The sequence below is a fragment of the Acinetobacter sp. YH12132 genome (assembly GCF_013418645.1).
Classification (GTDB): Bacteria; Pseudomonadota; Gammaproteobacteria; order Pseudomonadales; family Moraxellaceae; genus Acinetobacter; species Acinetobacter indicus.
The window spans coordinates 262,019-283,058 of the sequence record NZ_VPBR01000002.1 but is presented as its reverse complement, the minus strand read 5'-3'; the positions used below and the strand labels follow the sequence as shown (position 1 = coordinate 283,058).

The 21,040-nt window shown below is 44.8% G+C and carries 23 protein-coding genes and 1 tRNA gene; 10 read left to right on the top strand and 14 right to left on the bottom strand.

Annotation, left to right across the window (positions count from 1 at the left end; translation table 11 throughout):
• The first annotated feature begins 124 nt into the window (after window positions 1–124).
• On the top strand, window positions 125–601 hold the full coding sequence (locus tag FTU67_RS03500) for a hypothetical protein (protein ID WP_005178836.1): 477 nt from the start codon (window positions 125–127) through the stop codon (window positions 599–601).
• A 47-nt stretch (window positions 602–648) separates the two neighbouring features.
• On the opposite strand, the gene FTU67_RS03495 is transcribed toward FTU67_RS03500, so the two are convergent.
• The gene (locus FTU67_RS03495) at window positions 649–1,749 is read right to left on the bottom strand and encodes a putative zinc-binding metallopeptidase (protein WP_180061411.1); all 1,101 of its coding nucleotides are present in this window, start codon (window positions 1,747–1,749) and stop codon (window positions 649–651) included.
• Window positions 1,750–2,030: 281 nt separating this feature from the next.
• Between FTU67_RS03495 and FTU67_RS03490 the strand changes: the two genes are divergently transcribed.
• Complete coding sequence (locus tag FTU67_RS03490) at window positions 2,031–2,240, top strand: KTSC domain-containing protein (RefSeq protein ID WP_005178841.1); 210 nt, start codon at window positions 2,031–2,033, stop codon at window positions 2,238–2,240.
• A 24-nt stretch (window positions 2,241–2,264) separates the two neighbouring features.
• On the opposite strand, the gene FTU67_RS03485 is transcribed toward FTU67_RS03490, so the two are convergent.
• Complete coding sequence (locus FTU67_RS03485; RefSeq protein WP_005178842.1) at window positions 2,265–2,486, bottom strand: DUF1653 domain-containing protein; 222 nt, start codon at window positions 2,484–2,486, stop codon at window positions 2,265–2,267.
• 296 nt (window positions 2,487–2,782) lie between these two features.
• Between FTU67_RS03485 and ahpF the strand changes: the two genes are divergently transcribed.
• The 4 genes from ahpF to FTU67_RS03465 all read left to right on the top strand — a co-directional run bounded on the left by ahpF (window position 2,783) and on the right by FTU67_RS03465 (window position 7,068).
• On the top strand, window positions 2,783–4,348 hold the full coding sequence (gene ahpF, locus FTU67_RS03480; RefSeq protein ID WP_180061410.1) for an alkyl hydroperoxide reductase subunit F: 1,566 nt from the start codon (window positions 2,783–2,785) through the stop codon (window positions 4,346–4,348).
• Window positions 4,349–4,541: 193 nt separating this feature from the next.
• Complete coding sequence (locus FTU67_RS03475; RefSeq protein ID WP_005178845.1) at window positions 4,542–4,886, top strand: hypothetical protein; 345 nt, start codon at window positions 4,542–4,544, stop codon at window positions 4,884–4,886.
• 176 nt (window positions 4,887–5,062) lie between these two features.
• Window positions 5,063–6,274 carry a YeeE/YedE family protein gene (locus FTU67_RS03470; RefSeq protein WP_005178851.1) on the top strand — a complete coding sequence of 404 codons (1,212 nt, stop codon included), beginning with the start codon at window positions 5,063–5,065 and terminating at the stop codon, window positions 6,272–6,274.
• A 92-nt stretch (window positions 6,275–6,366) separates the two neighbouring features.
• The gene (locus FTU67_RS03465; RefSeq protein WP_005178853.1) at window positions 6,367–7,068 is read left to right on the top strand and encodes a VIT family protein; all 702 of its coding nucleotides are present in this window, start codon (window positions 6,367–6,369) and stop codon (window positions 7,066–7,068) included.
• Between the two features lie 47 nt (window positions 7,069–7,115).
• Here the strand turns inward: FTU67_RS03465 and FTU67_RS03460 are convergent, their stop codons facing one another.
• From FTU67_RS03460 to FTU67_RS03450, 3 genes are all read right to left on the bottom strand, one after another.
• On the bottom strand, window positions 7,116–7,634 hold the full coding sequence (locus FTU67_RS03460) for a hypothetical protein (protein WP_005178855.1): 519 nt from the start codon (window positions 7,632–7,634) through the stop codon (window positions 7,116–7,118).
• Between the two features lie 62 nt (window positions 7,635–7,696).
• A complete protein-coding gene (locus FTU67_RS03455; RefSeq protein ID WP_152342434.1) occupies window positions 7,697–8,476 on the bottom strand; it encodes a TIGR03915 family putative DNA repair protein in 780 nt (259 codons plus the stop codon).
• Complete coding sequence (locus tag FTU67_RS03450; protein ID WP_005178869.1) at window positions 8,476–9,735, bottom strand: putative DNA modification/repair radical SAM protein; 1,260 nt, start codon at window positions 9,733–9,735, stop codon at window positions 8,476–8,478. The genes FTU67_RS03455 and FTU67_RS03450 overlap by 1 nt, the downstream gene beginning before the upstream one ends.
• 209 nt (window positions 9,736–9,944) lie before the next feature.
• Here FTU67_RS03450 and FTU67_RS03445 point away from each other — a divergent pair, with 209 nt between their 5' ends.
• Window positions 9,945–10,988: a nitronate monooxygenase family protein gene (locus FTU67_RS03445; RefSeq protein ID WP_180061409.1), complete on the top strand. Its 1,044-nt coding sequence runs from the start codon at window positions 9,945–9,947 to the stop codon at window positions 10,986–10,988.
• Between the two features lie 70 nt (window positions 10,989–11,058).
• On the opposite strand, the gene FTU67_RS03440 is transcribed toward FTU67_RS03445, so the two are convergent.
• The 5 genes from FTU67_RS03440 to FTU67_RS03420 all read right to left on the bottom strand — a co-directional run bounded on the left by FTU67_RS03440 (window position 11,059) and on the right by FTU67_RS03420 (window position 14,005).
• Entirely contained in the window at window positions 11,059–11,649 is a 591-nt protein-coding gene (locus FTU67_RS03440) for a hypothetical protein (RefSeq protein WP_180061408.1), read from the bottom strand.
• 222 nt (window positions 11,650–11,871) lie between these two features.
• Window positions 11,872–12,891, bottom strand: a complete 1,020-nt coding sequence (gene dusB / locus FTU67_RS03435; protein WP_257219151.1) for a tRNA dihydrouridine synthase DusB — start codon at window positions 12,889–12,891, stop codon at window positions 11,872–11,874.
• Between the two features lie 230 nt (window positions 12,892–13,121).
• A complete protein-coding gene (locus FTU67_RS03430; protein ID WP_005178879.1) occupies window positions 13,122–13,331 on the bottom strand; it encodes a cold-shock protein in 210 nt (69 codons plus the stop codon).
• Between the two features lie 200 nt (window positions 13,332–13,531).
• Window positions 13,532–13,753 (bottom strand): hypothetical protein, encoded by a 222-nt coding sequence (locus tag FTU67_RS03425; RefSeq protein WP_005178882.1) that lies wholly within the window; start codon window positions 13,751–13,753, stop codon window positions 13,532–13,534.
• A gap of 175 nt (window positions 13,754–13,928) precedes the next feature.
• Window positions 13,929–14,005 (bottom strand) — tRNA-Met (locus FTU67_RS03420).
• 439 nt (window positions 14,006–14,444) lie between these two features.
• Between FTU67_RS03420 and FTU67_RS03415 the strand changes: the two genes are divergently transcribed.
• Both FTU67_RS03415 and FTU67_RS03410 read left to right on the top strand, forming a co-directional pair.
• A complete protein-coding gene (locus FTU67_RS03415) occupies window positions 14,445–15,650 on the top strand; it encodes a DUF1615 domain-containing protein (protein WP_160232414.1) in 1,206 nt (401 codons plus the stop codon).
• Window positions 15,617–16,264, top strand: a complete 648-nt coding sequence (locus FTU67_RS03410) for an HAD-IB family phosphatase (protein WP_160241192.1) — start codon at window positions 15,617–15,619, stop codon at window positions 16,262–16,264. The genes FTU67_RS03415 and FTU67_RS03410 overlap by 34 nt, the downstream gene beginning before the upstream one ends.
• Before the next feature lie 229 nt (window positions 16,265–16,493).
• On the opposite strand, the gene FTU67_RS14170 is transcribed toward FTU67_RS03410, so the two are convergent.
• From FTU67_RS14170 to FTU67_RS03395, 3 genes are all read right to left on the bottom strand, one after another.
• The gene (locus tag FTU67_RS14170; RefSeq protein ID WP_257221831.1) at window positions 16,494–16,568 is read right to left on the bottom strand and encodes a hypothetical protein; all 75 of its coding nucleotides are present in this window, start codon (window positions 16,566–16,568) and stop codon (window positions 16,494–16,496) included.
• 573 nt (window positions 16,569–17,141) lie between these two features.
• Window positions 17,142–18,236, bottom strand: a complete 1,095-nt coding sequence (locus tag FTU67_RS03400) for an acyl-CoA desaturase (protein ID WP_005178901.1) — start codon at window positions 18,234–18,236, stop codon at window positions 17,142–17,144.
• A 15-nt stretch (window positions 18,237–18,251) separates the two neighbouring features.
• Window positions 18,252–19,322, bottom strand: a complete 1,071-nt coding sequence (locus FTU67_RS03395; protein ID WP_075174390.1) for a ferredoxin reductase — start codon at window positions 19,320–19,322, stop codon at window positions 18,252–18,254.
• A 207-nt stretch (window positions 19,323–19,529) separates the two neighbouring features.
• Here FTU67_RS03395 and fabR point away from each other — a divergent pair, with 207 nt between their 5' ends.
• Entirely contained in the window at window positions 19,530–20,156 is a 627-nt protein-coding gene (gene fabR, locus FTU67_RS03390; protein ID WP_228151050.1) for an HTH-type transcriptional repressor FabR, read from the top strand.
• 20 nt (window positions 20,157–20,176) lie between these two features.
• Here fabR and FTU67_RS03385 read toward each other — a convergent pair whose 3' ends face one another.
• Window positions 20,177–20,977 carry an alpha/beta fold hydrolase gene (locus FTU67_RS03385; protein ID WP_016659144.1) on the bottom strand — a complete coding sequence of 267 codons (801 nt, stop codon included), beginning with the start codon at window positions 20,975–20,977 and terminating at the stop codon, window positions 20,177–20,179.
• Window positions 20,978–21,040 lie beyond the last annotated feature (63 nt).

Here is a 21,040-nt window from a genome sequence, read left to right as displayed (position 1 = left end):
ACGCTTGATCGCGTGGTTTTTTTATTGATGCGCTTACATTTTTACTCAATTTTAGCTGCTGTAGATTCTTTTTATTTTCATCTGCGTTGATTAAGCTACTGAAAAATGCGCTATGGATAGACCGATGAAAACCCTATTAATTGCAGCCTTATTCACCACCCTGTCCCTGCCGGCCTGGGCTGATGTGCAGTGTAGCGGCAGCTTAAAAGATCGTTCGATTTCCGACAATATTTTCGTTGGCAAGCAATGCACCTTAATTAATGTGCAGGTCGATGGCAATGTCATGCTGGCCGATGGTGCCAAAGCCATTCTCCGAAACAGCCATATTGATGGCAATCTGGAATCCAAAGGCCGTTTTGCACAGCTGGTGGCGACCAATAACCGCATTGAAGGCAATATTCAACTGGAACGCGGCAAGCTGACCCAGCTGCACAATAACCGTGTAAATGGCAATATCCAGCTCAAAAACAATCGGGGTACGCTGAATATTAGCCGTAATCAGGTCGATGGCAATCTGGAATGTGAAAATAACGCGACACCACCGGTGGGTGGACGTAACACGGTACAGGGCGATAAAACAGGACAATGCCGCCGTTTATAAGGTGGGATGATTTTATGATAGATGAGGGTTTGATGATGGATCAAGCATTAACCATCTACAGGAATTGGATTGTCCGAAACTGGCGGCAAACCATGGATCACCTGATGAATCAGTTGTAATTTTTCCATCACCTTCGGACTAATCACAAAGGGATAAAAATCTTCCTGCCCCATACTCCGATTCACACTATTCATGGCAAAAGCCACTGGCAACCAGGCCTGAAAAATCTCGTTAAAGTCGGTCAAAAAATACGGATTTTCACGTTGCTTGAAGTACATAAAATGCTGCTCTTCATGCACAATTTGCGGATGAATACTCATGCCAAAAGAAGTTGCCGTTTCCAGCACATCAACAATATGTAAATAATGCGCCCAGCTTTCCGCCCAGTCTTCCCACGGATGCATGGTGGCATAGGCACTAATATAGGCATCCATCCAGTTGCTTGGTGCGCCGTGCTGATAATAGTCCTTCACCGCCTGCTGATAACAGGCGCGCTCATCCCCAAAAAGTTGCCGAAAGCGTGCCAGATAATCACTGTTCGCCACCAGAACATCCCAATAATAATGGCCAATTTCATGCCGGAAATGCCCCAGCAAAGTCCGGTACACTTCGGCCATATTCTGCTTGGCCATCATCCGCTCGACATCATCGGCTTCGGCAATATTTAAAGTAATCACCCCGCTGGCATGGCCGGTCATGACTTTGGGAGCACGATCATCATTCGGATTGGCCTTAAAGTCGAACACCAGCCCACGTTCAGGACTTTCCAGCTTGCTCAGTAAAGGCAAATTCCAGCGCAGCAAGGCATAGACCAGGCGATGCTTGGCCAACTCGATTTTTTGCCAGCGGCAGTAATATTGCGGCTGGTTTAAATCCGGGATAATCCGGTTTAAACGGCAGGCCGGACAAAACTGCTCCAGACTGTCAAACGGAATAATCCAGTTACAGACCTGATGCTGATGATTCTGGCAAAAACGGTAAGCCTTTTGCGTGACCGGTTCAACAAATTCCCCTGCCCGCTGACCCGGTTGCAACGCCAGCATATGCATATATTGTGCATCAAAACCTAAATAATGCTGGCACACGGTACACTGGGTATTGTCGAAATAAATCGGATGCTGACAATAACTGCACTGAAAAAGTTGCATGAGAATGGCTCAGTCGATTGTTTTTATTACAGAGATGCCGCTAAGCTTAGAAGATTCTGATTTTTCTGAGTGTAGTTTTTTTGCAGTGAATGTTTAGTGTTGCTGCAACCGTGGTGCAGATTGTCCCCATACGCTGCGCTTTGACCGGGAGTGTTGGCACACAACACTAGACTTTCGCGGATAAAGTTGAAAATTCTTACAAATCAGTAATACATCCGGCTCTGCATTTAGCATATGGTCAAACTATAACGATTCCAAACACAATAAAGGAGGAATGGCTAATGGAAACTGTCCTGACTGTAACCTTCTGCAAATACAATACTTCAACACGCTACTTAAAAATATTTTATAACAATGGGTTGGCAGAGCTTTATCATCCTGTGCCAGAATTTATCTATAACAATCTGCTACGCAGTCATGATAAAGCTGCTTTTGTGCAAAAATATCTGGAGTACGATTTACACTTTAACAAGGTCTCGTTGCGACCTTGAATTGAGGTGCAGCAATTTCACCTCTCACATCATTTCCTGAACCAGTTTAAAACGCGGTAATTCACGATCATCTTCCAGACTGATCGATTCGGTAAACATGCTCAGTGGTCGAACCCAAATGGAATAATCACCATATAAACACTGGTAGACCACCAGCTTTTCCTCGGTTTCACTGTGCGTGGCCACATGCAACACCTGATACAACTGCCCTTTATAATGCTGATAAATGCCTCGGCTTAAACTCATCTTGATACTCACCTTTGTAATTTTAAATGCCATTGCTCAGGATAATGCCTAGTTTTAGTCACAAATAGCAAATCTTTGATTTTCTTATTGTCAATTCTTGAAAATTCCAGTGACAAGCCACATCTTAGAAGATAAAGCCATACATTTTTATGTGCAACTTCTGCATAAATACATGATTTTTATTATTTGATTTAAAAAACCGATTGTTTTGATAAAAACAAACCGTTTCAGCAATTAAATATTTTCTCCTATCATGTCTTTATCAAATACATTTTACTCCTCTGGAGACGTTAGCAATGTTAGATCAAAATACCACAGCCCAATTAAAAGCCTTGTTAGAACGCCTTGAAGGTCCAATCGAATTAGTGGCCACTTTAGATAGCTCTGACAAATCAGACAAAATCAAAGAACTGGTAACTGAAATTGCCGCCCTGTCTGATCAGGTGACTGCACGCTTCGATGGTAACAACAAACGTGCACCAAGCTTTGGTGTCGCCAAAGCCGGTGAGCCACCGCGTGTATTCTTCGCAGGTTTGCCAATGGGCCATGAGTTCACCTCTTTGATTCTGGCATTGTTACAAACTTCGGGCTATGCACCAAAAGTGTCTGATGAAGTATTAGCTTCTATTAAAGACTTGGGTATCCAATCGGACTTTGATGTGTTCGTATCGTTAAGCTGCCATAACTGTCCAGACGTGGTGCAAGCATTGAACCTTATTGCGATTTACAACCCGGGTACTACTGCCACCATGATTGATGGTGCATTCTTCCAGGATGAAGTGGAAGAACGTAAGATCATGGCGGTACCGATGGTGTTCCAGGACGGCAATCACATCGGTCAGGGTCGTATGACGCTGGAAGAAATCATTGCCAAATTGGATACCAACTCTGCAGCCAAAGAAGCTGAAAAGCTGAATGCCAAAGCTGCCTTTGATGTCTTGGTGATTGGTGGTGGTCCTGCCGGGAATACTGCAGCGATTTATGCAGCACGTAAAGGCATTAACACCGGTATCGTGGCAGAACGTTTTGGTGGTCAGGTGATGGACACCATGGACATTGAAAACTTCACTTCAATCAAGAAAACCCAAGGTCCAAAATTTGCCGCTGAAATGGAAGCACACGTACGTGAATACGGTGTCGACATCATGAACCTACAACGTGTATCTGACATTAAAGGTGCAGATGAAACAGCCAACGGTTTAGTTGAAGTGACCTTGGAAAACGGTGCCAAGCTGGAATCGAAAACTGTGGTGCTTTCAACCGGTGCACGCTGGAGAGAGATGAACGTTCCGGGTGAAGCAGAATACCGTACCCGTGGTGTGGCGTATTGCCCGCACTGTGATGGTCCTTTATTCAAAGGCAAACGTGTTGCAGTCATTGGTGGGGGTAACTCGGGTGTAGAGGCCGCAATTGACTTGGCCGGTATTGTTGAGCATGTAACCTTAGTAGAATTTGATACCAAATTACGTGCCGACCAGGTATTGCAAGACAAGCTAAACAGCTTGCCAAACACGACTGTCATCAAAAATGCACTTTCAACAGAAGTCGTGGGTGATGGTTCACAAGTGACAGCGCTGAAATACAAAGACCGTGCAACGGATGAAGAGCATACGGTTGAACTGGCGGGGATCTTTGTACAGATCGGTTTGTTACCAAATACCGATTTCTTGAAAGAAACAGCAGTTGAGCTGAGCAACCGTGGTGAAATTGTGATTAATGACCGCAACGAAACCAACGTCAAAGGTGTATTTGCGGCGGGTGACTGTACTACAGTCCCATATAAGCAGATTATTATTGCCACAGGTGAAGGCGCGAAAGCATCGTTGTCTGCCTTTGATTACATCATCCGTTCGGGGCAATAATTCTGCTGAATTAACTCTAGAACACCACAAGCCTATAGCGTGCACTACGCTATAGGCTTTTTTTGTATTTCATTTTCTTACATTTAATCAACAATTTGTTATCTATTGCCAGATCGAAACTGGTTTATATTTTTGAATATTCACTGCTGTTGTGGATATTTGCCTTGAGAATAGAATTAAAAGGAATATGACAATGAATAAATTACTTGTTGCTTTAGGTCTTGCTGCTACCGTTGCTTTAGTGGGCTGTAACCGTGATCAGGCGCCTGAAACAGGTGCAACCACTGGCGAGCATCTGGAAAATGCTGCTGAACAGGCAGGTCATGATATTTCCGGTGCTGCTGAAGAAGCTTCAGCTGAAATGGATGCTGCAACGGATGAAGCTGCTGCAGAGTTAGATCAGGCCGCGGATAATGCCGCTGCGGCAACCAGTCAGGCTTGGGATGAAACCAAGGAAGCCACCAAAGATGCAACTGCAACCGCAGCCGGTGCTGTTGAACAAGGTGCTGCGAACGTGCGTGAAGAAGCCCAGCAATAAAATTCACTTCCTCGCTAAAAGCTCCCTTCCGGGAGCTTTTTTATTATTCATTTTACTAATATTTGAAATTAGAAATTTCAAATTAAAAATAGCTTAAATGACTGTTTCTGTCAGGTTAAAAGTTTAAATTTCCACTAAAATACTCAGGATTCTGATTTCTCTCCCTGTTATTGTCTATGTCTATTATTGCTGCAAAAGCCGACCGGTCGAATCGCTCGATCTGGGTCGCGCTGGTGTTATTGTTTATTGGTTGTATTGGCGCCTATCAGGTGGTGGGCATTAACCAGGCACTATTATTCCTGATTGGTGGTGCACTGGGGATGACCCTGTACCATGCTTCTTTTGGTTTTACCTCAAGCTGGCGGGTGTTTATCAAGCAAGGTCGTGGTCGCGGTCTGCGTGCACAAATGATCATGCTTGGTCTGGCAGTACTGCTGTTTTTCCCAGCCTTAGGTGCAGGTGAACTGTTTGGCAATCCGGTCAATGGTTTTGTTAGCCCAGTGTCAATGTCGGTGATGATTGGTGCCTTTATTTTTGGTATTGGCATGCAGCTCGGCGGCGGCTGTGCTTCTGGTACGCTGTATACCGTGGGTGGTGGTAGCGCACGCATGCTGGTAACACTGGTATTCTTCTGCTTAGGCTCACTGATTGCCACCACGCATTTAGACTGGTGGTTTAACCTGCCGCATCTGGCACCTATTTCACTGGTCACCAGCTTAGGTGTGATGCCGGCGTTATTGCTGAACTTTGTGCTGTTTGCCCTGATTGCCTTGGTTACCGTATGGTATGAAAAGAAACGTCATGGCAGTCTGGAGGTTGAACCGGCTGCACAGTATCAGGGCTGGAAACGCTTCTTACGTGGTCCGTGGCCGTTGGTGTGGGGCGGTATCATCCTGACCCTGCTGAACTTCGCTACTCTTGCGTTGGCTGGACGTCCTTGGGGCGTAACCTCTGCGCTGGCCGTCTGGGCCGCCAAATCGGCCAGTTTTGTGGGTGTTGATGTAGCCTCCTGGAGCTACTGGCAGCAACCAGCCAATGCCAAAGCACTGACAGAGTCGTTATGGTTTGATATTACCTCGATGATGAACTTCGGGATTATGCTCGGCGCCCTGCTGGCAGCCAGTCTGGCCGGTAAATTCGCACCGAACTTTAATATTCCAAAACGCTCGCTGATGGCAGCGATTGTTGGCGGTTTGCTGTTAGGTTATGGCGCACGCCTGGCTTATGGCTGTAATATTGGCGCCTATTTCAGTGGTATTGCCTCTGGCAGTTTACATGGCTGGCTGTGGCTGGTATTTGCCTTTATTGGCAATGGCATTGGGGTCAAACTGCGTCCATTCTTCTTCCCGGAAGAACGCCCACAACCGGAAAAGCTGACCGGCTGTTAATTCCTGACTCGCTGTTAAAAAAGCCCCAAAAGTTGGGGCTTTTTTCATCTCTGGGTTAAGATAGCCGCATACAATAAAAATTCAGGCGGGCTATGAGTTATTCACATCATCATGAAAAACATTATATTTTAAGAACGGGCTGGTTACGTGCTGCGGTGTTGGGGGCCAATGACGGGATTATCTCGGTGACCAGTCTGGTGATCGGGATGGCGGCCAGTGGTGCTTCCAGCCAGACCCTGCTGATTACCTGTATTGCCGGCCTGATTTCAGGCGCTAGTTCCATGGCTGCCGGCGAATATATTTCGGTCAAATCCCAGGAAGATATCGAGCAGGCTGATCTGCACATGGAATCCAGAGAACTGCGTAAAAACCCCGATCTGGAACTAAAAGAACTGACCCATATTTATACCTTGCGCGGCCTGACGCCTGAGCTAGCGCATGAAGTGGCGGTACAGCTGACCGCCAAAGATGCCCTAGCCGCCCACGCCCGCGATGAAATCGGCATTCATGAAAATACTGCCGCCAATGCGGTACAGGCGGCGGCATCCTCGGCGATTGCTTTTTCTTTAGGGGCGCTGTTGCCTTTACTGACCATTGTCTTTAGTCCGGTGGAATATCTGGACCGAAGCATTGTGATTGTAGGTGTCTTATCGCTGGCCTTACTCGGTGCCCTGTCCAGCTATTTTGCCGGCACCTCCATGCTCAGAGGCAGCTTGCGGGTCACGGTCTGGGGCGTGGTGGCCATGCTATTCGCACACTGGATTGGCTCGTTGTTCCATGTCACACCTTTATAAAAAAACCGCCAAGCAAATCGGGCGATTTTTTTACCTTAGGGCTGTGTTTACTGTAAAGCCGCTTTCAGGTTACAGCCATAATTCATGGTTTGCTGCACCTGACGATAGCTGGTATAGCGGTTTAAAATAAAATCATAAAAATTGTCGGCATTGGCAAAATTCTGCTTTAAATTTTCCTGTTGAGCCTGGGGCAGCTGGATCTGATCAAGCAGTTCCAGATTATAATGTCCGAGACGATACATCTCGGCAAAATAGCCATTCATCATATCGCAATAGCCGGCTTTGGTCGGCTTTAAGGCGGTACTGCTGACCAGATGCTGGTTCAAGGTCATCAGATTATCGGCATCTAAAGGAAACTGCTGGGCAAAGGCAATACTTTCCAGCTGCTTAAACTGCTGAAAATCGGCTTCCAATTGACGGTTTAAGGCACTAAAGCGCTGCTGTAGCTGCTCTGCACTGGCTACCTGGTACTGTTCAGGCTGGACCTGTACCTGCTCTGCCTCATGTGGTCCACATGCTGTCAAACCTGTTATTGTGAGCAAAACAGCCCCTACATACCCCTTCATGCTTTTACCTTTTCCACGATACAACCCGGGCATTATACTGATGAAACCGGCCGGGATGAAAGTTAGAGCGACTTTTCATTCATATAGCGCCAGTAACGTTTCGGTACATACTGAATATGCAGCTTCATGTTCTGCCGTGCCTGAATATTGACGCTGTGAAAATAATCTTTCCACAGCTGGTCATATAAAAATTCTTCAGCATCCAGCTCGATACTAAAGGCCTGACTGTGGCCACTGTCCAGCTGGAGATCCAGCTGCCGGGCATTCATCTGAACCTGATGCACATCATCCAGATCATAATAAATGCCGTAATCACGCTGTTCGTCATAAATCAACCAGCGCTGATCTTGGTAACGCGCCTTAAAATGCCGCTCGATCAGCGGTAATACATTAAAATCTGGCCGCACCAGACTTAAGAACAGACCATCCTGACATTTTTTAAAGCGTACAAAAGCTTCCATGCGATGTTTTTCCCGGCCCACCTGCTTGGCCCACTGTGCCATGCCCAACACCGCCGGATGGCCATAATTACCATCCACCGCATGGCCGTGTTGAAAAACATAAATGCAAAAATCAAACAGATGCTGAAAGGCCTGTTCCTGCTCCGACAAAAAGCACAGATAAAACTGACGCAAGCTGCCGGGCTGGATTTTCTGTTTCAAGCCCTGCCAGACCCGCTGCCCCTGCACATCCTGTGAAGACACGACAATAAACTCATCAAACAGGCCATGCTGGGACTGCGGATTGGCGGTAATGTGTACATCAAACTCTTGAAAGCGAAATGCCCGAAACACACAGCAAAGCAAGCCGGTGAGCGTGCCATCAAAGCAGTAGGTGGCCATTAAAAAGCAAAGCCCAGTTGTGGCGAGAGCTGCTGCTGATATTTGGATTGCCCCGACTGTAAAATCTGCTGGCGAATCTGCTGCGCTGGCGGCTCTTTTTTAAATTTCGGGCTGTCGGCACAGCGAATAAAATGCTGGGCACGGTTATAGGCCACGCCCATGCGTTTTAGCTGATCTATATGAATGTGCCCAAACCGGCGCGCCTGCACAATTTTCTGCGCCGAACGCACGCCTATACCCGGCACCCGTAAAATCAACTGGTAGTCGGCACGGTTGATATCTACCGGAAAAGCCTCTGGATGACGCAGTGCCCAGCCCAATTTCGGGTCGACATCCAGGTCTAAATTGGGATGTTGATCATCCACCAGTTCATGCGCAGCAAAACCATAAAAACGCATTAACCAGTCACTTTGATAGAGCCGGTTTTCACGCAGCAACGGCGGCGCTGAACCGACAGCGGGCAAGGCCTTTTCCTGTGTATTAATTGGAATATAACCAGAAAAATAAACCCGTTTTAGCTTGAATTCTTTGTAGTGCCGATCGGCCATCATAATAATGTCTTGGTCGGTTTCATTATGTGCACCCACCACCATCTGCGTGGTTTGTCCGGCCGGAACAAACTTCGGTACCGATTTGATGATTTTCGATTCATCTTTCAGTTGAATCAGGCGATCGCGGACAATACCCAAATCCTTCTGCACTTCGGCATGACTTTTTTCCGGGGCAAACTGCTGTAGTCCGGCTTCGGTCGGCATTTCCAGATTAATACTCATCCGGTCAACATATAAACCGGCTTCGGTAATAATTTCCTGAGATGCGCCCGGGATGGTTTTTAAATGAATATATCCATTAAAGTTTTCTTCCAGCCGCAGCTTTTTCACCACCTGTAGCATTCGTTCCATGGTGTAATCGGCCGATTTAAAAATACCGGAACTTAAAAACAGCCCTTCAATATAATTGCGCCGGTAAAAATTTATGGTCAGATCGACCACTTCCTGTACGGTAAAGGCTGCGCGTTTCACATCATTGGAACGCCGCGACACGCAATAGGCACAGTCATAAATGCAAACATTGGAGAACAGGATTTTAAGCAGCGAAACACAGCGCCCATCTTCGGTATAGCTGTGACAGATGCCATTACCGGTATTGCCCAGCCCTTGGTCTTTATTTTTGCGCCGACTGCCACTCGATGAGCAGGACACATCATATTTGGCAGCATCGGCTAAAATTTGCAGTTTTTCACGGATACGTTCAGACATGCGTTTCAGCAGAAATCAGGAGATAAGCTGATTATAAAAAAGCGAAAATGTTGCGCCTAGCAAGCCGATGCGTTAGCACGACCCAGCTTGTCGCAACGAATGTAACTGCTGTGTAAAAACCGGCAGATTATTTAAAAAATAAATAATGATTATGATTTGCTAATTTTGTTCAGCTTGGGCAAAGTGTAGGAAGAATAAGGAGAAATCGCATGTCTATATTGGAACAGCTCGGCATTAAACATCCTATTTTTTTAGCGCCGATGGCCGGTGTTTCGACACCTGAACTGGCTGCCGAAGTTTCCAACCAGGGCGGCTTGGGTTCACTGGGTTTAGGGGCCAGTTCAGTGGCGTCTGCCCGAGAACAGATTTTAAAAACCCAAGGCCTGACCGACTGCCCTTTTCAGGTCAATTTCTTCTGTCATCAACCCGAGCCGCTGGATGAAGCTGCTGCTCAGGTCTGGCTGGATTATTTAAGTCCGCATTTTGTCCATTATGGCGTAACGCTGCCGACCCAGCTCAAAAATCTGTATCCTAGTTTTTTAAGCAATGATGATTATCTGAATCTGGTGCTGGAAACCCGTCCTCAGGCGGTGAGTTTTCATTTTGGTATTCCGCACGCGCATCAGATTCAGGCGCTAAAACAGGCCGGGATTATCACCATGGTCTCTGCCACCAATCTGGCCGAAGCACAAGCCATTGAAGCGGCGGGTATTGATATTATTATTGCCCAAGGCGTAGAGGCTGGCGGTCATCGTGGCCTGTTTAATGCCGCTATTGATGGCGGTATCCGCACGGTAGATTTAGTGACTTTACTGACCCAGCACTGTCAGATTCCGGTGGTTGCGGCTGGTGGAATTATGAATGGTCAACATGCACAACGTGTCATGAACCTTGGCGCAGTCGCGGTACAGCTCGGGACCGCCTTTGTGCAATGTAAATCTTCCAATGCCAATGAGGCGTATCGCAAGGCTTTATTTAGCCAGAGCTGTACCCAAATTACCGATTCAATTTCCGGCCGTCCGGCACGTGGTCTGGTCAATCAGTGGCACCGTCTGGTGGATACGCCAAACCGTCCGCCGGTACCGACCTATCCGTATACTTATGATATTGGCAAGCAGTTACATGCCGCAGCTAGCCAGCAAGGTGAACAGGGATTTGGTGCATTCTGGGCCGGTGCCAATGTCGGTCTGATTCGTGACATGGAAGCCGGTGATTTAATTAATCAACTGGTGCTGGAAATGACCAGTCACTAAGCGCGAACAATAAACAAAAAACATCTCCGCGGAGATGTTTTTTTATTGGCCTGATAGTGTCTTGAATACTTTAACGGCTCACACGTTGCCAGGCATCTTTAGCTGCAAATTTAGCTTCTTCCCAGTTTAGACGGGAATCGCCTTTCATCTGTTCCCATTTGGTACGCAGTTCTGGCTCGGCCCGGTCAAAATCGACATTTTGTTCATATAAAGGACGGTTTTCATAGCCCAGTCGATAGGCGCCGCGATAATCACGATCATAGTCGACATCGGCATAGACACTGCGGGTTTCATTATAATATGGACGGTTCTGGTACTGATCACGCCAGTACACATCTTCTGCAGTCGGATCAATCGCATCGGCAATTTCATTACCGGCCAATCCACCGACCACACCACCGGCAATACCGCCCACTACGGCACCGACCGGTCCAGCTGCAGCACCCACGGCCGCACCGGTTGCCGCGCCCCCTAATACACCGACACTGGTGCCAACAGGATGATCGCCTGCTTCATTCATATCCGGGACACGATTGGTGTCCAAATCAGGACGTGCGTTGACATCGGTCGGGTCGACATTTAAACCCTGGCTTCGTTCTTGTGGTAATTCTGTTGAGGTCTTATGGCTAAATTCAGTCACAGGACGATTAGTATTGGTCATGTTGAAACTCCCTGGATCATTGTTATTAACAAGACTGGAATATCATCTTGCCAAGTGAAGACTTACCTAGCATAGAGCAAGCCAAGCTCTGCAATGTCCAAGTCCTGTCCGTGTTCAGTGAGCGTATGTTGCCCTGTGTTCAGGTCTGTAGAGATTGTAAACGGATAAAATCAGGAATAAAAAATGGCGCTCTGAAGCGCCATAATTATGATAGATATTTAATCATTTGGTTTCTAACAGATTCACCTGCTCAACCTGCACATCACTCATGATGTTGCCATGTTCTAACAGTTGATTAAAATAGTTTTCCACCACCTGATACTGCTCGGCCGTGCTTTCCACACGGTACATATTCTGGCGGAATTCATTGCTAGAACGCAGTCCTTTGGTGTACCAGGCAATATGTTTACGTGAAATACGGCAGCCTGAATATTCTCCATAAAAGCTATAAAGTTCAGATAAATGCCCAAGCAATACCTGTTTGACTTCTTCAATACTCGGTGCAGCCAAATGTTCACCGGTCGTCAGATAATGGGCAATTTCACGGAAAATCCAGGGACGGCCTTGTGCCGCACGGCCAATCATAATCGCATCTGCACCGGTATAATCCAGCACCATTTTAGCTTTTTCCGGACTGTCGATGTCGCCATTGGCAATGAGGGGAATATTCAGCTCGGCCTTAACCTGCTTGATTAACTCATAACGCGCCGTGTTCAGGTACATATCTTCGCGGGTACGACCATGCAGGGCCAGCGCTGCAATACCGGCCTGCTCCGCACGCTTGGCCACACGCAGAATATTTTCCTGACCGTTTAAAAAACCGAGTCGGGTTTTTAAGGTCACCGGCACATCGACTGCTTCTACGACTGCATCTAAAATCCGGGCGACCAGATCTTCATCTTGCAACAACGCCGAACCAGCCAGCTTGTTACATACTTTTTTGGCAGGACAGCCCATATTGATATCAACAATCTGTGCGCCATTGGCCACCTGATAACGCGCGGCTTCGGCTAGGTCAGCCGGATCGGAGCCGGCAATTTGTGCAGAAATCGGGGCGATTTCGCCATCAAAATTGGCCCGATACAGACTTTTTTTGCTCATGCGCAAAGTCTTGTCCGAGGTCATCATTTCACTGACTGCATGGCCTGCGCCAAAATATTTGCACAGCGTTCTAAACGGCCGATCCGTGACGCCTGCCATTGGTGCCACCCACAGCTTTCGCTCAATAGGACGATCAAACAGTTCTTGAATGACAGGATGTGAACTCAATGTAGGAACCTCGGGAAACAGAAAATGCGCAGCGAATCTTTCAGATGGGAGAAAACTGGATACGGCGCTAAAAACCGGGCTAGTTTAAAGCCTTCTGACTAAAATTTCTATGCATCTGTACCAACCACAGCACATCTGTTTTTAGCAGATGCTAAAAAACAAAAGCCCATCAGAAGATGAGCTTTTTGCAGGGAAACCGGCAATTAGATTGCAGTAATACCGCTGGCCTGGTCGCCTTTTTTACCCGCTACGATGGTAAATTCAACGCGCTGGCCTTCATGTAAAGTTTTGAAGCCCTGGTTGGTAATTTCGCTGTAATGAGCAAAAACGTCCTGACCTGAATCTGCCTGAATAAAACCAAAACCTTTAGTTTCATTAAACCATTTCACAGTACCAGTAACTGTATTTGACATAAGATAATCCTGTATTAAAAAACTTTTAAATTGGTCATAGATAAACCAATAATTAACTGGAAAATGACTTTGAAACTAAAAATCTGATACTACGAAGGATATTAAAAAACGACGGAGGGAAAAGATTTGCTGAAACAATAGTAATTCTTCTAGTTAACGACCACTATACAGACTTCTGTTCTGAATGCAATAAAAATAAATTAATTCAATTTATATAACTGATTTAAAGCAATATAAAAACTTTTACCATCCAGGTTAAATTCTACCTGCTGTCCGGACTGAAGCTCAATCATTTTACCGACTTCCACCCAGATAAAACCCTGGCTCGAGCGCTGCTTCTTTTTCAGCGGCATTACTTTTACAAAAATTTCCTGACCATTGACTGCAGTGGCCAACTGCCAATTTTCTACATTATTCAACATAACTGACTCATTATATGAGCTTAGGTGATCATTTAAGAAAGCTGTTCAATTTTATTAAAATTTCATCTTTCAAAAATCGGATAAAAACACAATCAAATTTGATTATTTTAAACTTTTCACTGTCCCAATTCTCACAATTATGGACAAATATTCAATCACTATAAGCATTAAAAGTTGGATGCGGGGGCCGGATTTGAACCAACGACCTTCGGGTTATGAGCCCGACGAGCTACCAGACTGCTCCACCCCGCAAAGGAGAGTTAGCTTTATACGCTCTATATTTGCTAAACACAAGGTTTATTTAAAATACACACTAAAATAACCACGGTTCTACGCTAAAATAATTCCCTTTATTTTGAGTAGAAAATTTTGGAATTATTAAAAAACAACAGATAATATTTTAAAAACAATTCAGATGATTTTATCCAGCATCACCCTTATTTATTTAAATTTTTTCCTTAAAATAACAGAAGATCATCAAATTAAAATCAGCGCTTTATTTTGAAATAGAATTTAGTATCTAACCCTACAGTATCCGCTTTTTGAGCCACTCAATTCTCTGGCATCTTGCAGATAAAAATTGACAGTGCAACGTAGGCCGTATACATATATATTCACACTTGTATAGCCGAATTTCTGTATACTTCATCTGCCCTGTAGGCTGACCCGTCTGGACCGAGTTTTCCTGTTTATGAAACACACCTTCCTGTCATCTGTAATCAAACCTTTAAGCCTGATTGCGTTATCTTTAAGTTTAGCTGCCTGTGGCGACAGCGCCTGGTGGAATAAAGGCGATGAGCCAAGTCTAGATGCAGATCAGATCAAACGACTAATTCCTTCCCGCGTGAAAGATCGTGATTCATGGGCCAAAGATATTTACGATATTAGTGAACAATTGGGCATTCCGCAGACCAAGGAAAATATGTGCACCATTGTCGCCGTGGTCGATCAGGAATCCAACTTTGTTGCCGATCCACAGGTCTATGGTTTAGGTGAAAAAGCAGTTAAAGAAGTCCAAGAACGTTTAGACGAGAAATTTAAAGATAAACTCGGTGAAGCCATTGGTGGCACCATTGCCGGCTATTTTCAGGATGTACTGAAAAACCATCCAAGCCCGGAAGATAACTATTTAAGCCAGATGCGCCGGGTCAAAACCGAACGGGAACTGGATGAACTTTATCGTGAAATTTTTGACTATATGGCCAAGCATTATCATGTGTCGGCCCTGACCGGCGCCGCCAAGCTGTTTGGTCAAAATATCGGAGAAAAGCTGAATCCGATTACCACCTTAGGTTCAATGCAGGTGCATATCAGTTATGCCAAGGAACATAAACGCCAAGGCGGCAATATTGCAGAATTACGCACCGATTTATACAGCCAATATGGTGGCCTGTATTATGGTATTCACCGCCTGATGATGTATCCGGCTGATTATGATAAACCGCTATATCGCTTTGCCGATTATAACTCGGGCATGTATTCCAGCCGCAATGCCGCTTTTCAGAGCATGCTGAATGATTTAACCGAAGCCGAATTATCTCTAGATGGTGATTTACTGCTCTATAGCAAAGATGGCGGTGTTCGCAGTGCCAAGAGCCAATCTGAACGCGAGCTGATTAGTGTTTTTGCCAAACATAATATTGTGCTCACCCCACGTCAAATCCGCTCCGATCTGAAAAAAGAAAAAGAGCAGGATTTTGAAGATACCGCCTCGTATCGCGCCTTATTAAAACTGTATCAGGAACAAACTAGCAAAGAACCATTTTATGCGATAATGCCAGAGGTGGTAATTTCCGGGCCAAAACTCAGCCGTGATTATAATACCAACTGGTTTGCTACTCGGGTCAACGGGCGATATACCACATGCATGCAAAAAGCCAAAAATATAAAAATCTAGCCTTATTCGATTTTGATGGAACCCTGTATGAGCATGACAGTTTTACCGGCTTTATTTTCTACAGTCTGGGCAAACGGCATATTCTCAAGCGTGGACTGATCACCCTCCCCTGGATTATGGCTTATTATTTAAAGCTCTATCCGGCGCATAAAATGCGGCCCCGACTATTTAAGGGAATGTTTAAGTCGGTACCGCAGCATCAAATTAAGGAAAAAGCAGAAAGCTATGCAGCACAATTGGTTCAAGCTTTAAATCCGAAATTACTCAATCAACTACAAAAGCATCAAGCCCATGGAGATGATATTGTGTTGGTCTCTGCTTCTATTAATATTTATTTGGAAGCGGTATGTGAGTTATTAAATATTGATTTAATCTGCTCTCAGGTGGCTTTAGAGAACTCTATCTTTAGCGGTGAATATTTAACGGCAGATTGCAGTTTATATGAAAAGAAACAACAAATTATAAAGCGTTATGATTTAGAGCAGTACAATGCTATTTATGCTTATGGCAATAGTTATGAAGATGAGCCAATGCTGAATATGGCAACTTATCCTTATATGGTGGGCACAGATCAAGCTTTACCTGAAGTGACGCTCTATAAGAAATTAGCTTGATTTTAAATAGACAATAAAAAAAACCACAATTTATTGTGGGTTTTTAGTGGATTGGGGTTACATGTAGCGGATGCCGCCAATATTAAATACCTTTTTATAAACAGGGATATAATTCCCTGCTTCATCAGCATTGCTTAATTTCATACGGCTTTGTTGCACAAAGATTTCATAACTATATGATTTTAAAAGTTTTGATTATTTTTTTGATCCAAAATTAAATTTATTTAAATCAGATGCTTACATATTTATGCAACAAAGCCATGGCAATAGCTGCGAGAATAGCCAAAATAATGACAGCCACCATTAATTCCAGGAGCGTAAAACCTGCGCTAGACGTGTGGAAGTTCGAGCCTTGTTTCTTATACATTTTCTTTCTTTACCAAAAGCATACTTACTTCTATAAAACTAGCATAGGATTTGTTTAGTATATGTTGTATAACCTCCAAATTGTTTAGCAATAATTCACTGCATTTTGATTTTAATTATGATTATGATTTTCAATTAAAAAATGTTTAATTCTAAATATTTTTACCAATTGTTAAAATGTGTAAATAATTAACATATTTTTCATATACATATTTAACTGAGTGTCATCAATCTTGTTGTGCTTTAAATTTTCATCAAAACTATATACTTATACTCACATAGAGTATATAAGCTTGGATATCATTGTACTTATCAAGTAATTGGCATAAATGCTCAAAGTTAATCATTTATGTGAATTATTTTATAAAGAATTAAAAAAAATCATACCAAATAACCTTTTTCTCCAGATTTCCGAGTTAGCGGCTTGGTTTTAGTTTTTGTAACTCTTCTATTCAATAAAAAAGGCAATTTCCTATAAAAATTGCCTTTTTTGTCTTAACGCATTTTATGCTTATTTTTTAAACGGAAACGCATACTTGGCAATCCGTTTCAGTACACTGCCATATTGTTTAAACAGGCTGGCATTGTTGTAGTGCAAACCATATTTTTCACATACTGCCTGTACTTTTGGTGCCATCTGACGGTAACGGCGTGCCGGTACATCCGGATATAAATGGTGTTCAATCTGATGGCTTAAATGGCCAGTCAGAATATGGAACGCTTCTGAACCAGTCAGGTTAGAAGAACCACGAATCTGACGCATATACCAGTGACCACGGCTTTCATTTTTCAATACCGATTTTGGGAATACCTCAACATCTTTGGTGAAGTGACCACAGAAAATAATACTGAAGGTCCAGATGTTACGAATCCCGTTGGCCACCAGGTTGCCAGTGAATACCGGTAACGCAGCAGGACCAGCAATCAGCGGGAAGAACACATAGTCTTTAAACAGCTGTTTAGAGATTTTGCTCTGTAAAGGTTTCCACTCTTCTTTCAGCTCAGCCTTGGTTTTACGGCCCATCCACACTTTACCGAGTTCCAGGTTTTGAATCGCCACACCCCACTGGAACAGTAAACAGAATGGAATACTGTAAATCGGTTGTAGCAGATGACCCGGTTTCCAGCGTTGTTCTGGGAACAGACGTACCAGACCATAGCCGATATCATCATCCATACCTTTAATATTGGTATAGGTATGATGCTTGTAGTTGTGGGTTTGACGCCAGTTTTCAGAAGTACCGACAATATCCCACTCATAGGTCTGACCGTTGAATTTTGGATCGTTCATCCAGTCATATTGACCGTGCATGACGTTATGGCCAAGTTCCATATTTTCCATGATTTTGGCAAAGCCGAGCAGACCAGTACCCAAAATCCAGGCTGGCGGGAACCAGCCAGCAAACAGGCAGGCACGACCCGCAATAGAAGCATAACGGATGGTTGAGTATACACGGCGGATGTATTTGGCATCTTTTTCGCCTAAATCATCCAGCACTTCCTGCTTGATGGCGTCTAATTCACGCGCCAATTCATCCAGTTCTAATTGGGTTAATTCGCGGTTTTTAGGATTTTTAAAATATTCAAATTTGACTGGCATATTCATAGTGAGTGTACCCGCTTATAAGTCAATAACTAAGTCTGTTTGTGCCGAATTCACGCAAAGCTTGAGCAAATTACCCGGTTCGGTGTTTTGCGCACCATTCACCAGATTTTTGGTCGAGCCTTCGACTTTGTTGCAGGCACATTTATTACAAATTCCCATACGGCAGCCATGCTTCGGTTGAATATTCTGCTGCTCCAGGCTGGTCAAAATAGATTGGCCTTTGGGAATGGTCACGGTTTTATTCGATTGGGTTAAGGTCACCTGCACAAAACCAGCTTCTTCATTGAGCATTGGGCTCATGCTAAAGGCTTCAGTTTTTAATTGCTGTGCATGCGCAAACAGTTCTTCTACCCTTGCAGCAAAACCCGATGGACCACAGGCATAGACTGCGCTCTGTTCAATCTGCTCAAAGGTTTGCAGATGGCTTTCATTCAGACGCTGTGCCGGTGTTTCCCCTGCCTGGGTATAAAACACGTCAAAGCTAAAGTGTGGATATTGTGTCGCCCATTGTTCAAACTGGGTTTTAAAAGCAACATCGGCAAAGGTTTTTACCCAGTACATCAGTTTAACCGGGGTCTGCTTTAATTGACCCGATTTGGCCAAAGCATCGACCAGGCTATACATTGGGGTAATACCACTACCGGCAGCCAGCAAAATGAGTGGTTGTGTCGCTTCAGGCAACAACATATCGCCATAAGGCTGGCCAAATTCCAGAATATCGCCCACATTGGCCTGATTGACCAACCAGCTGCTGACTTTACCCTGATCGACTTTTTTAACGGTTAACAGCACATGCTGAGTATCCAGTTGCGTCAGGCTGTAGGTACGCTCATAGCGAATTCCTTCAATGGTGACAAAGACCGGGTGATGTTGGCCCGCCTGTCCAAGCTGGAATTTCTGATTGAACTGCACCATCAGGCTGACCGTGTCCTGCGCGGTCTGCTGCTTTTGCACAATCTTGCCCAATGCCTGATTCACAGACCACAACGGATTGATTTTTTGTAACCAGAAGTTTGCCGAGTACGGATCAACAATCGCACTCGCAAGAGATTTGAGGGGAGATTTCGACTTTTCGATAACGTGCATAGCCTACACCACGCGATGAATTCTCAATTATTATACACATGTATATATATTTGTATATACGCTTGTATTGTTTCTATTCATTTCACAAGTTCACACACAACGGCTATACTACTGAAAAGCCTTTCAGCTCTGGACCCTATGACTCAGCCTGCCATGAAAATAAGTAATGATGTTCTTGCCCAAGATGTTCCCAACATCCGTGAACCCATGACGGTGCGTACGGTCGGCAGGAAAGCGACCATTACCAAGGAAGAGCTGTTTCAGGCTGCACTGAATCTGATCGGACCCCAGAAAAGTATTGCCTCTTTAAGCCTGCGTGAAGTCGCGCGCGAAGCCGGTATTGCACCGAATAGTTTTTATCGTCACTTTAAAGATATTGATGAGCTGGCCATTGCCCTGATTGACCGGGCCGGCCATGTGCTGCGTCAGATTCTGAATCAGGCACGTTTAAAAGCATCCAAACAGAACAGCATTATCCGCACCTCGGTTGAAGTCTTTATTGAACAGCTAGATGCTGATGAAGGTAATTTAAGTCTGCTGTTGCGTGAAGGCTATACCGGATCGACGTCTTATAAGCAGGCAGTGGAACGTCAGCTGAACTATTTCCAGCAGGAACTGAAAGATGACCTGATTCGTCTGGAGCGTTTGAATAACAGCAAACTGTCCCATCCGGAGATTGTTTCTTCAGCCATTACCCAGCTGGTGTTTAATATGGGTGCCAAAGTGATTGATATGCCCGCCAATGAACGTAAAATCATTGCCGAGCAAACCATGATCATGATCCGGATGCTGCTCGAAGGCGCACGCCATTTAGATGAAGCACAAATCCGTTAACTGGATTTTAAACTGCTTATTTAAAGTGTTGATCGAATCCGCTGCTGCACATCGCGTGCGCTCTGCTCAGGAGATTCCAGCGGGAACATATGCCCACCCGCTACAACACTAAACTCAATGCCATATATCTTTTTTAGTCCCTGCGGGAAACCTTGCTTATAAAAAGCACTCTGCTCTGCCGTGATTAAATGCACCGGTAAATTTGGGGCTTTACGCGGCCAACGCCACCACCAGCTTGGTACAGTTCTAAAAATATCTGCCTCGACCTGTTTTGGAATCTGTAAGCTGATGCCGGCCTCATCTTCTCTAAGACCATGCCGGATAAAATCCTGAAAACAGCGCTCATCAAACTGTTTAAACAAGGCATTGCCACGTAACTGCTGATAAGCCTGCTCACGGCTAGACCAGGCGTCTTTACGTTTCAGACTCAGCCCGGCCGGGGTTAAACGGTCAATCTGTTTTGAACCCAGCTTTTGCAATAACTCGAATATCGGCGCTGTTTTACCAATCACAAAAGGCGGGTCCATTAAAATCAGCTGGCTAAATAAATCTGGCCGTTGATAAGATGCCATCAGCAACACCAGCGCGCCAAAAGAATGCCCCAAACCGACCACCGCCTGTTTTGGTGTTTGTAATTCGATATCGGCAATGACCTGCGCCACCAGTTTTTCCCATTTTGGCTCAACTGGATAGTCCGGATTCAGGCCAATGACCGGAATATATTTCAGCTCAATATCGGCATCAAAATAATCAAAAAAGGTCTGATAGCAAGGACTGGCGATGCCATTGGCATGGGCAAAATAAACAACAGTTTTGGTCATAAAGGTATTTGAAGCAGATAATCCATTTTGCAGGAGGTAATTTTAATTTTTTGCTGCGATTCT

Bases quoted from the DNA above. Each gene is read 5' to 3' on its own strand.
- FTU67_RS03440 (WP_180061408.1), bottom strand. From the start codon at position 11,649: ATGACCAATACTAATCGTCCTGTGACTGAATTTAGCCATAAGACCTCA.
- FTU67_RS03460 (WP_005178855.1), bottom strand. From the start codon at position 7,634: ATGAAGGGGTATGTAGGGGCTGTTTTGCTCACAATAACAGGTTTGACA.
- fabR (WP_228151050.1), top strand. From the start codon at position 19,530: ATGACGGTGCGTACGGTCGGCAGGAAAGCGACCATTACCAAGGAAGAG.
- FTU67_RS03445 (WP_180061409.1), top strand. From the start codon at position 9,945: ATGTCTATATTGGAACAGCTCGGCATTAAACATCCTATTTTTTTAGCG.
- ahpF (WP_180061410.1), top strand. From the start codon at position 2,783: ATGTTAGATCAAAATACCACAGCCCAATTAAAAGCCTTGTTAGAACGC.
- FTU67_RS03395 (WP_075174390.1), bottom strand. From the start codon at position 19,322: ATGCACGTTATCGAAAAGTCGAAATCTCCCCTCAAATCTCTTGCGAGT.
- FTU67_RS03455 (WP_152342434.1), bottom strand. From the start codon at position 8,476: ATGGCCACCTACTGCTTTGATGGCACGCTCACCGGCTTGCTTTGCTGT.
- FTU67_RS03475 (WP_005178845.1), top strand. From the start codon at position 4,542: ATGAATAAATTACTTGTTGCTTTAGGTCTTGCTGCTACCGTTGCTTTA.
- FTU67_RS03450 (WP_005178869.1), bottom strand. From the start codon at position 9,735: ATGTCTGAACGTATCCGTGAAAAACTGCAAATTTTAGCCGATGCTGCC.
- FTU67_RS03485 (WP_005178842.1), bottom strand. From the start codon at position 2,486: ATGAGTTTAAGCCGAGGCATTTATCAGCATTATAAAGGGCAGTTGTAT.
- FTU67_RS03470 (WP_005178851.1), top strand. From the start codon at position 5,063: ATGTCTATTATTGCTGCAAAAGCCGACCGGTCGAATCGCTCGATCTGG.
- FTU67_RS03500 (WP_005178836.1), top strand. From the start codon at position 125: ATGAAAACCCTATTAATTGCAGCCTTATTCACCACCCTGTCCCTGCCG.
- FTU67_RS03495 (WP_180061411.1), bottom strand. From the start codon at position 1,749: ATGCAACTTTTTCAGTGCAGTTATTGTCAGCATCCGATTTATTTCGAC.
- FTU67_RS03415 (WP_160232414.1), top strand. From the start codon at position 14,445: ATGAAACACACCTTCCTGTCATCTGTAATCAAACCTTTAAGCCTGATT.
- FTU67_RS03410 (WP_160241192.1), top strand. From the start codon at position 15,617: ATGCATGCAAAAAGCCAAAAATATAAAAATCTAGCCTTATTCGATTTT.
- FTU67_RS03385 (WP_016659144.1), bottom strand. From the start codon at position 20,977: ATGACCAAAACTGTTGTTTATTTTGCCCATGCCAATGGCATCGCCAGT.
- FTU67_RS03465 (WP_005178853.1), top strand. From the start codon at position 6,367: ATGAGTTATTCACATCATCATGAAAAACATTATATTTTAAGAACGGGC.
- FTU67_RS03490 (WP_005178841.1), top strand. From the start codon at position 2,031: ATGGAAACTGTCCTGACTGTAACCTTCTGCAAATACAATACTTCAACA.
- FTU67_RS03430 (WP_005178879.1), bottom strand. From the start codon at position 13,331: ATGTCAAATACAGTTACTGGTACTGTGAAATGGTTTAATGAAACTAAA.
- FTU67_RS03425 (WP_005178882.1), bottom strand. From the start codon at position 13,753: ATGTTGAATAATGTAGAAAATTGGCAGTTGGCCACTGCAGTCAATGGT.
- FTU67_RS03400 (WP_005178901.1), bottom strand. From the start codon at position 18,236: ATGAATATGCCAGTCAAATTTGAATATTTTAAAAATCCTAAAAACCGC.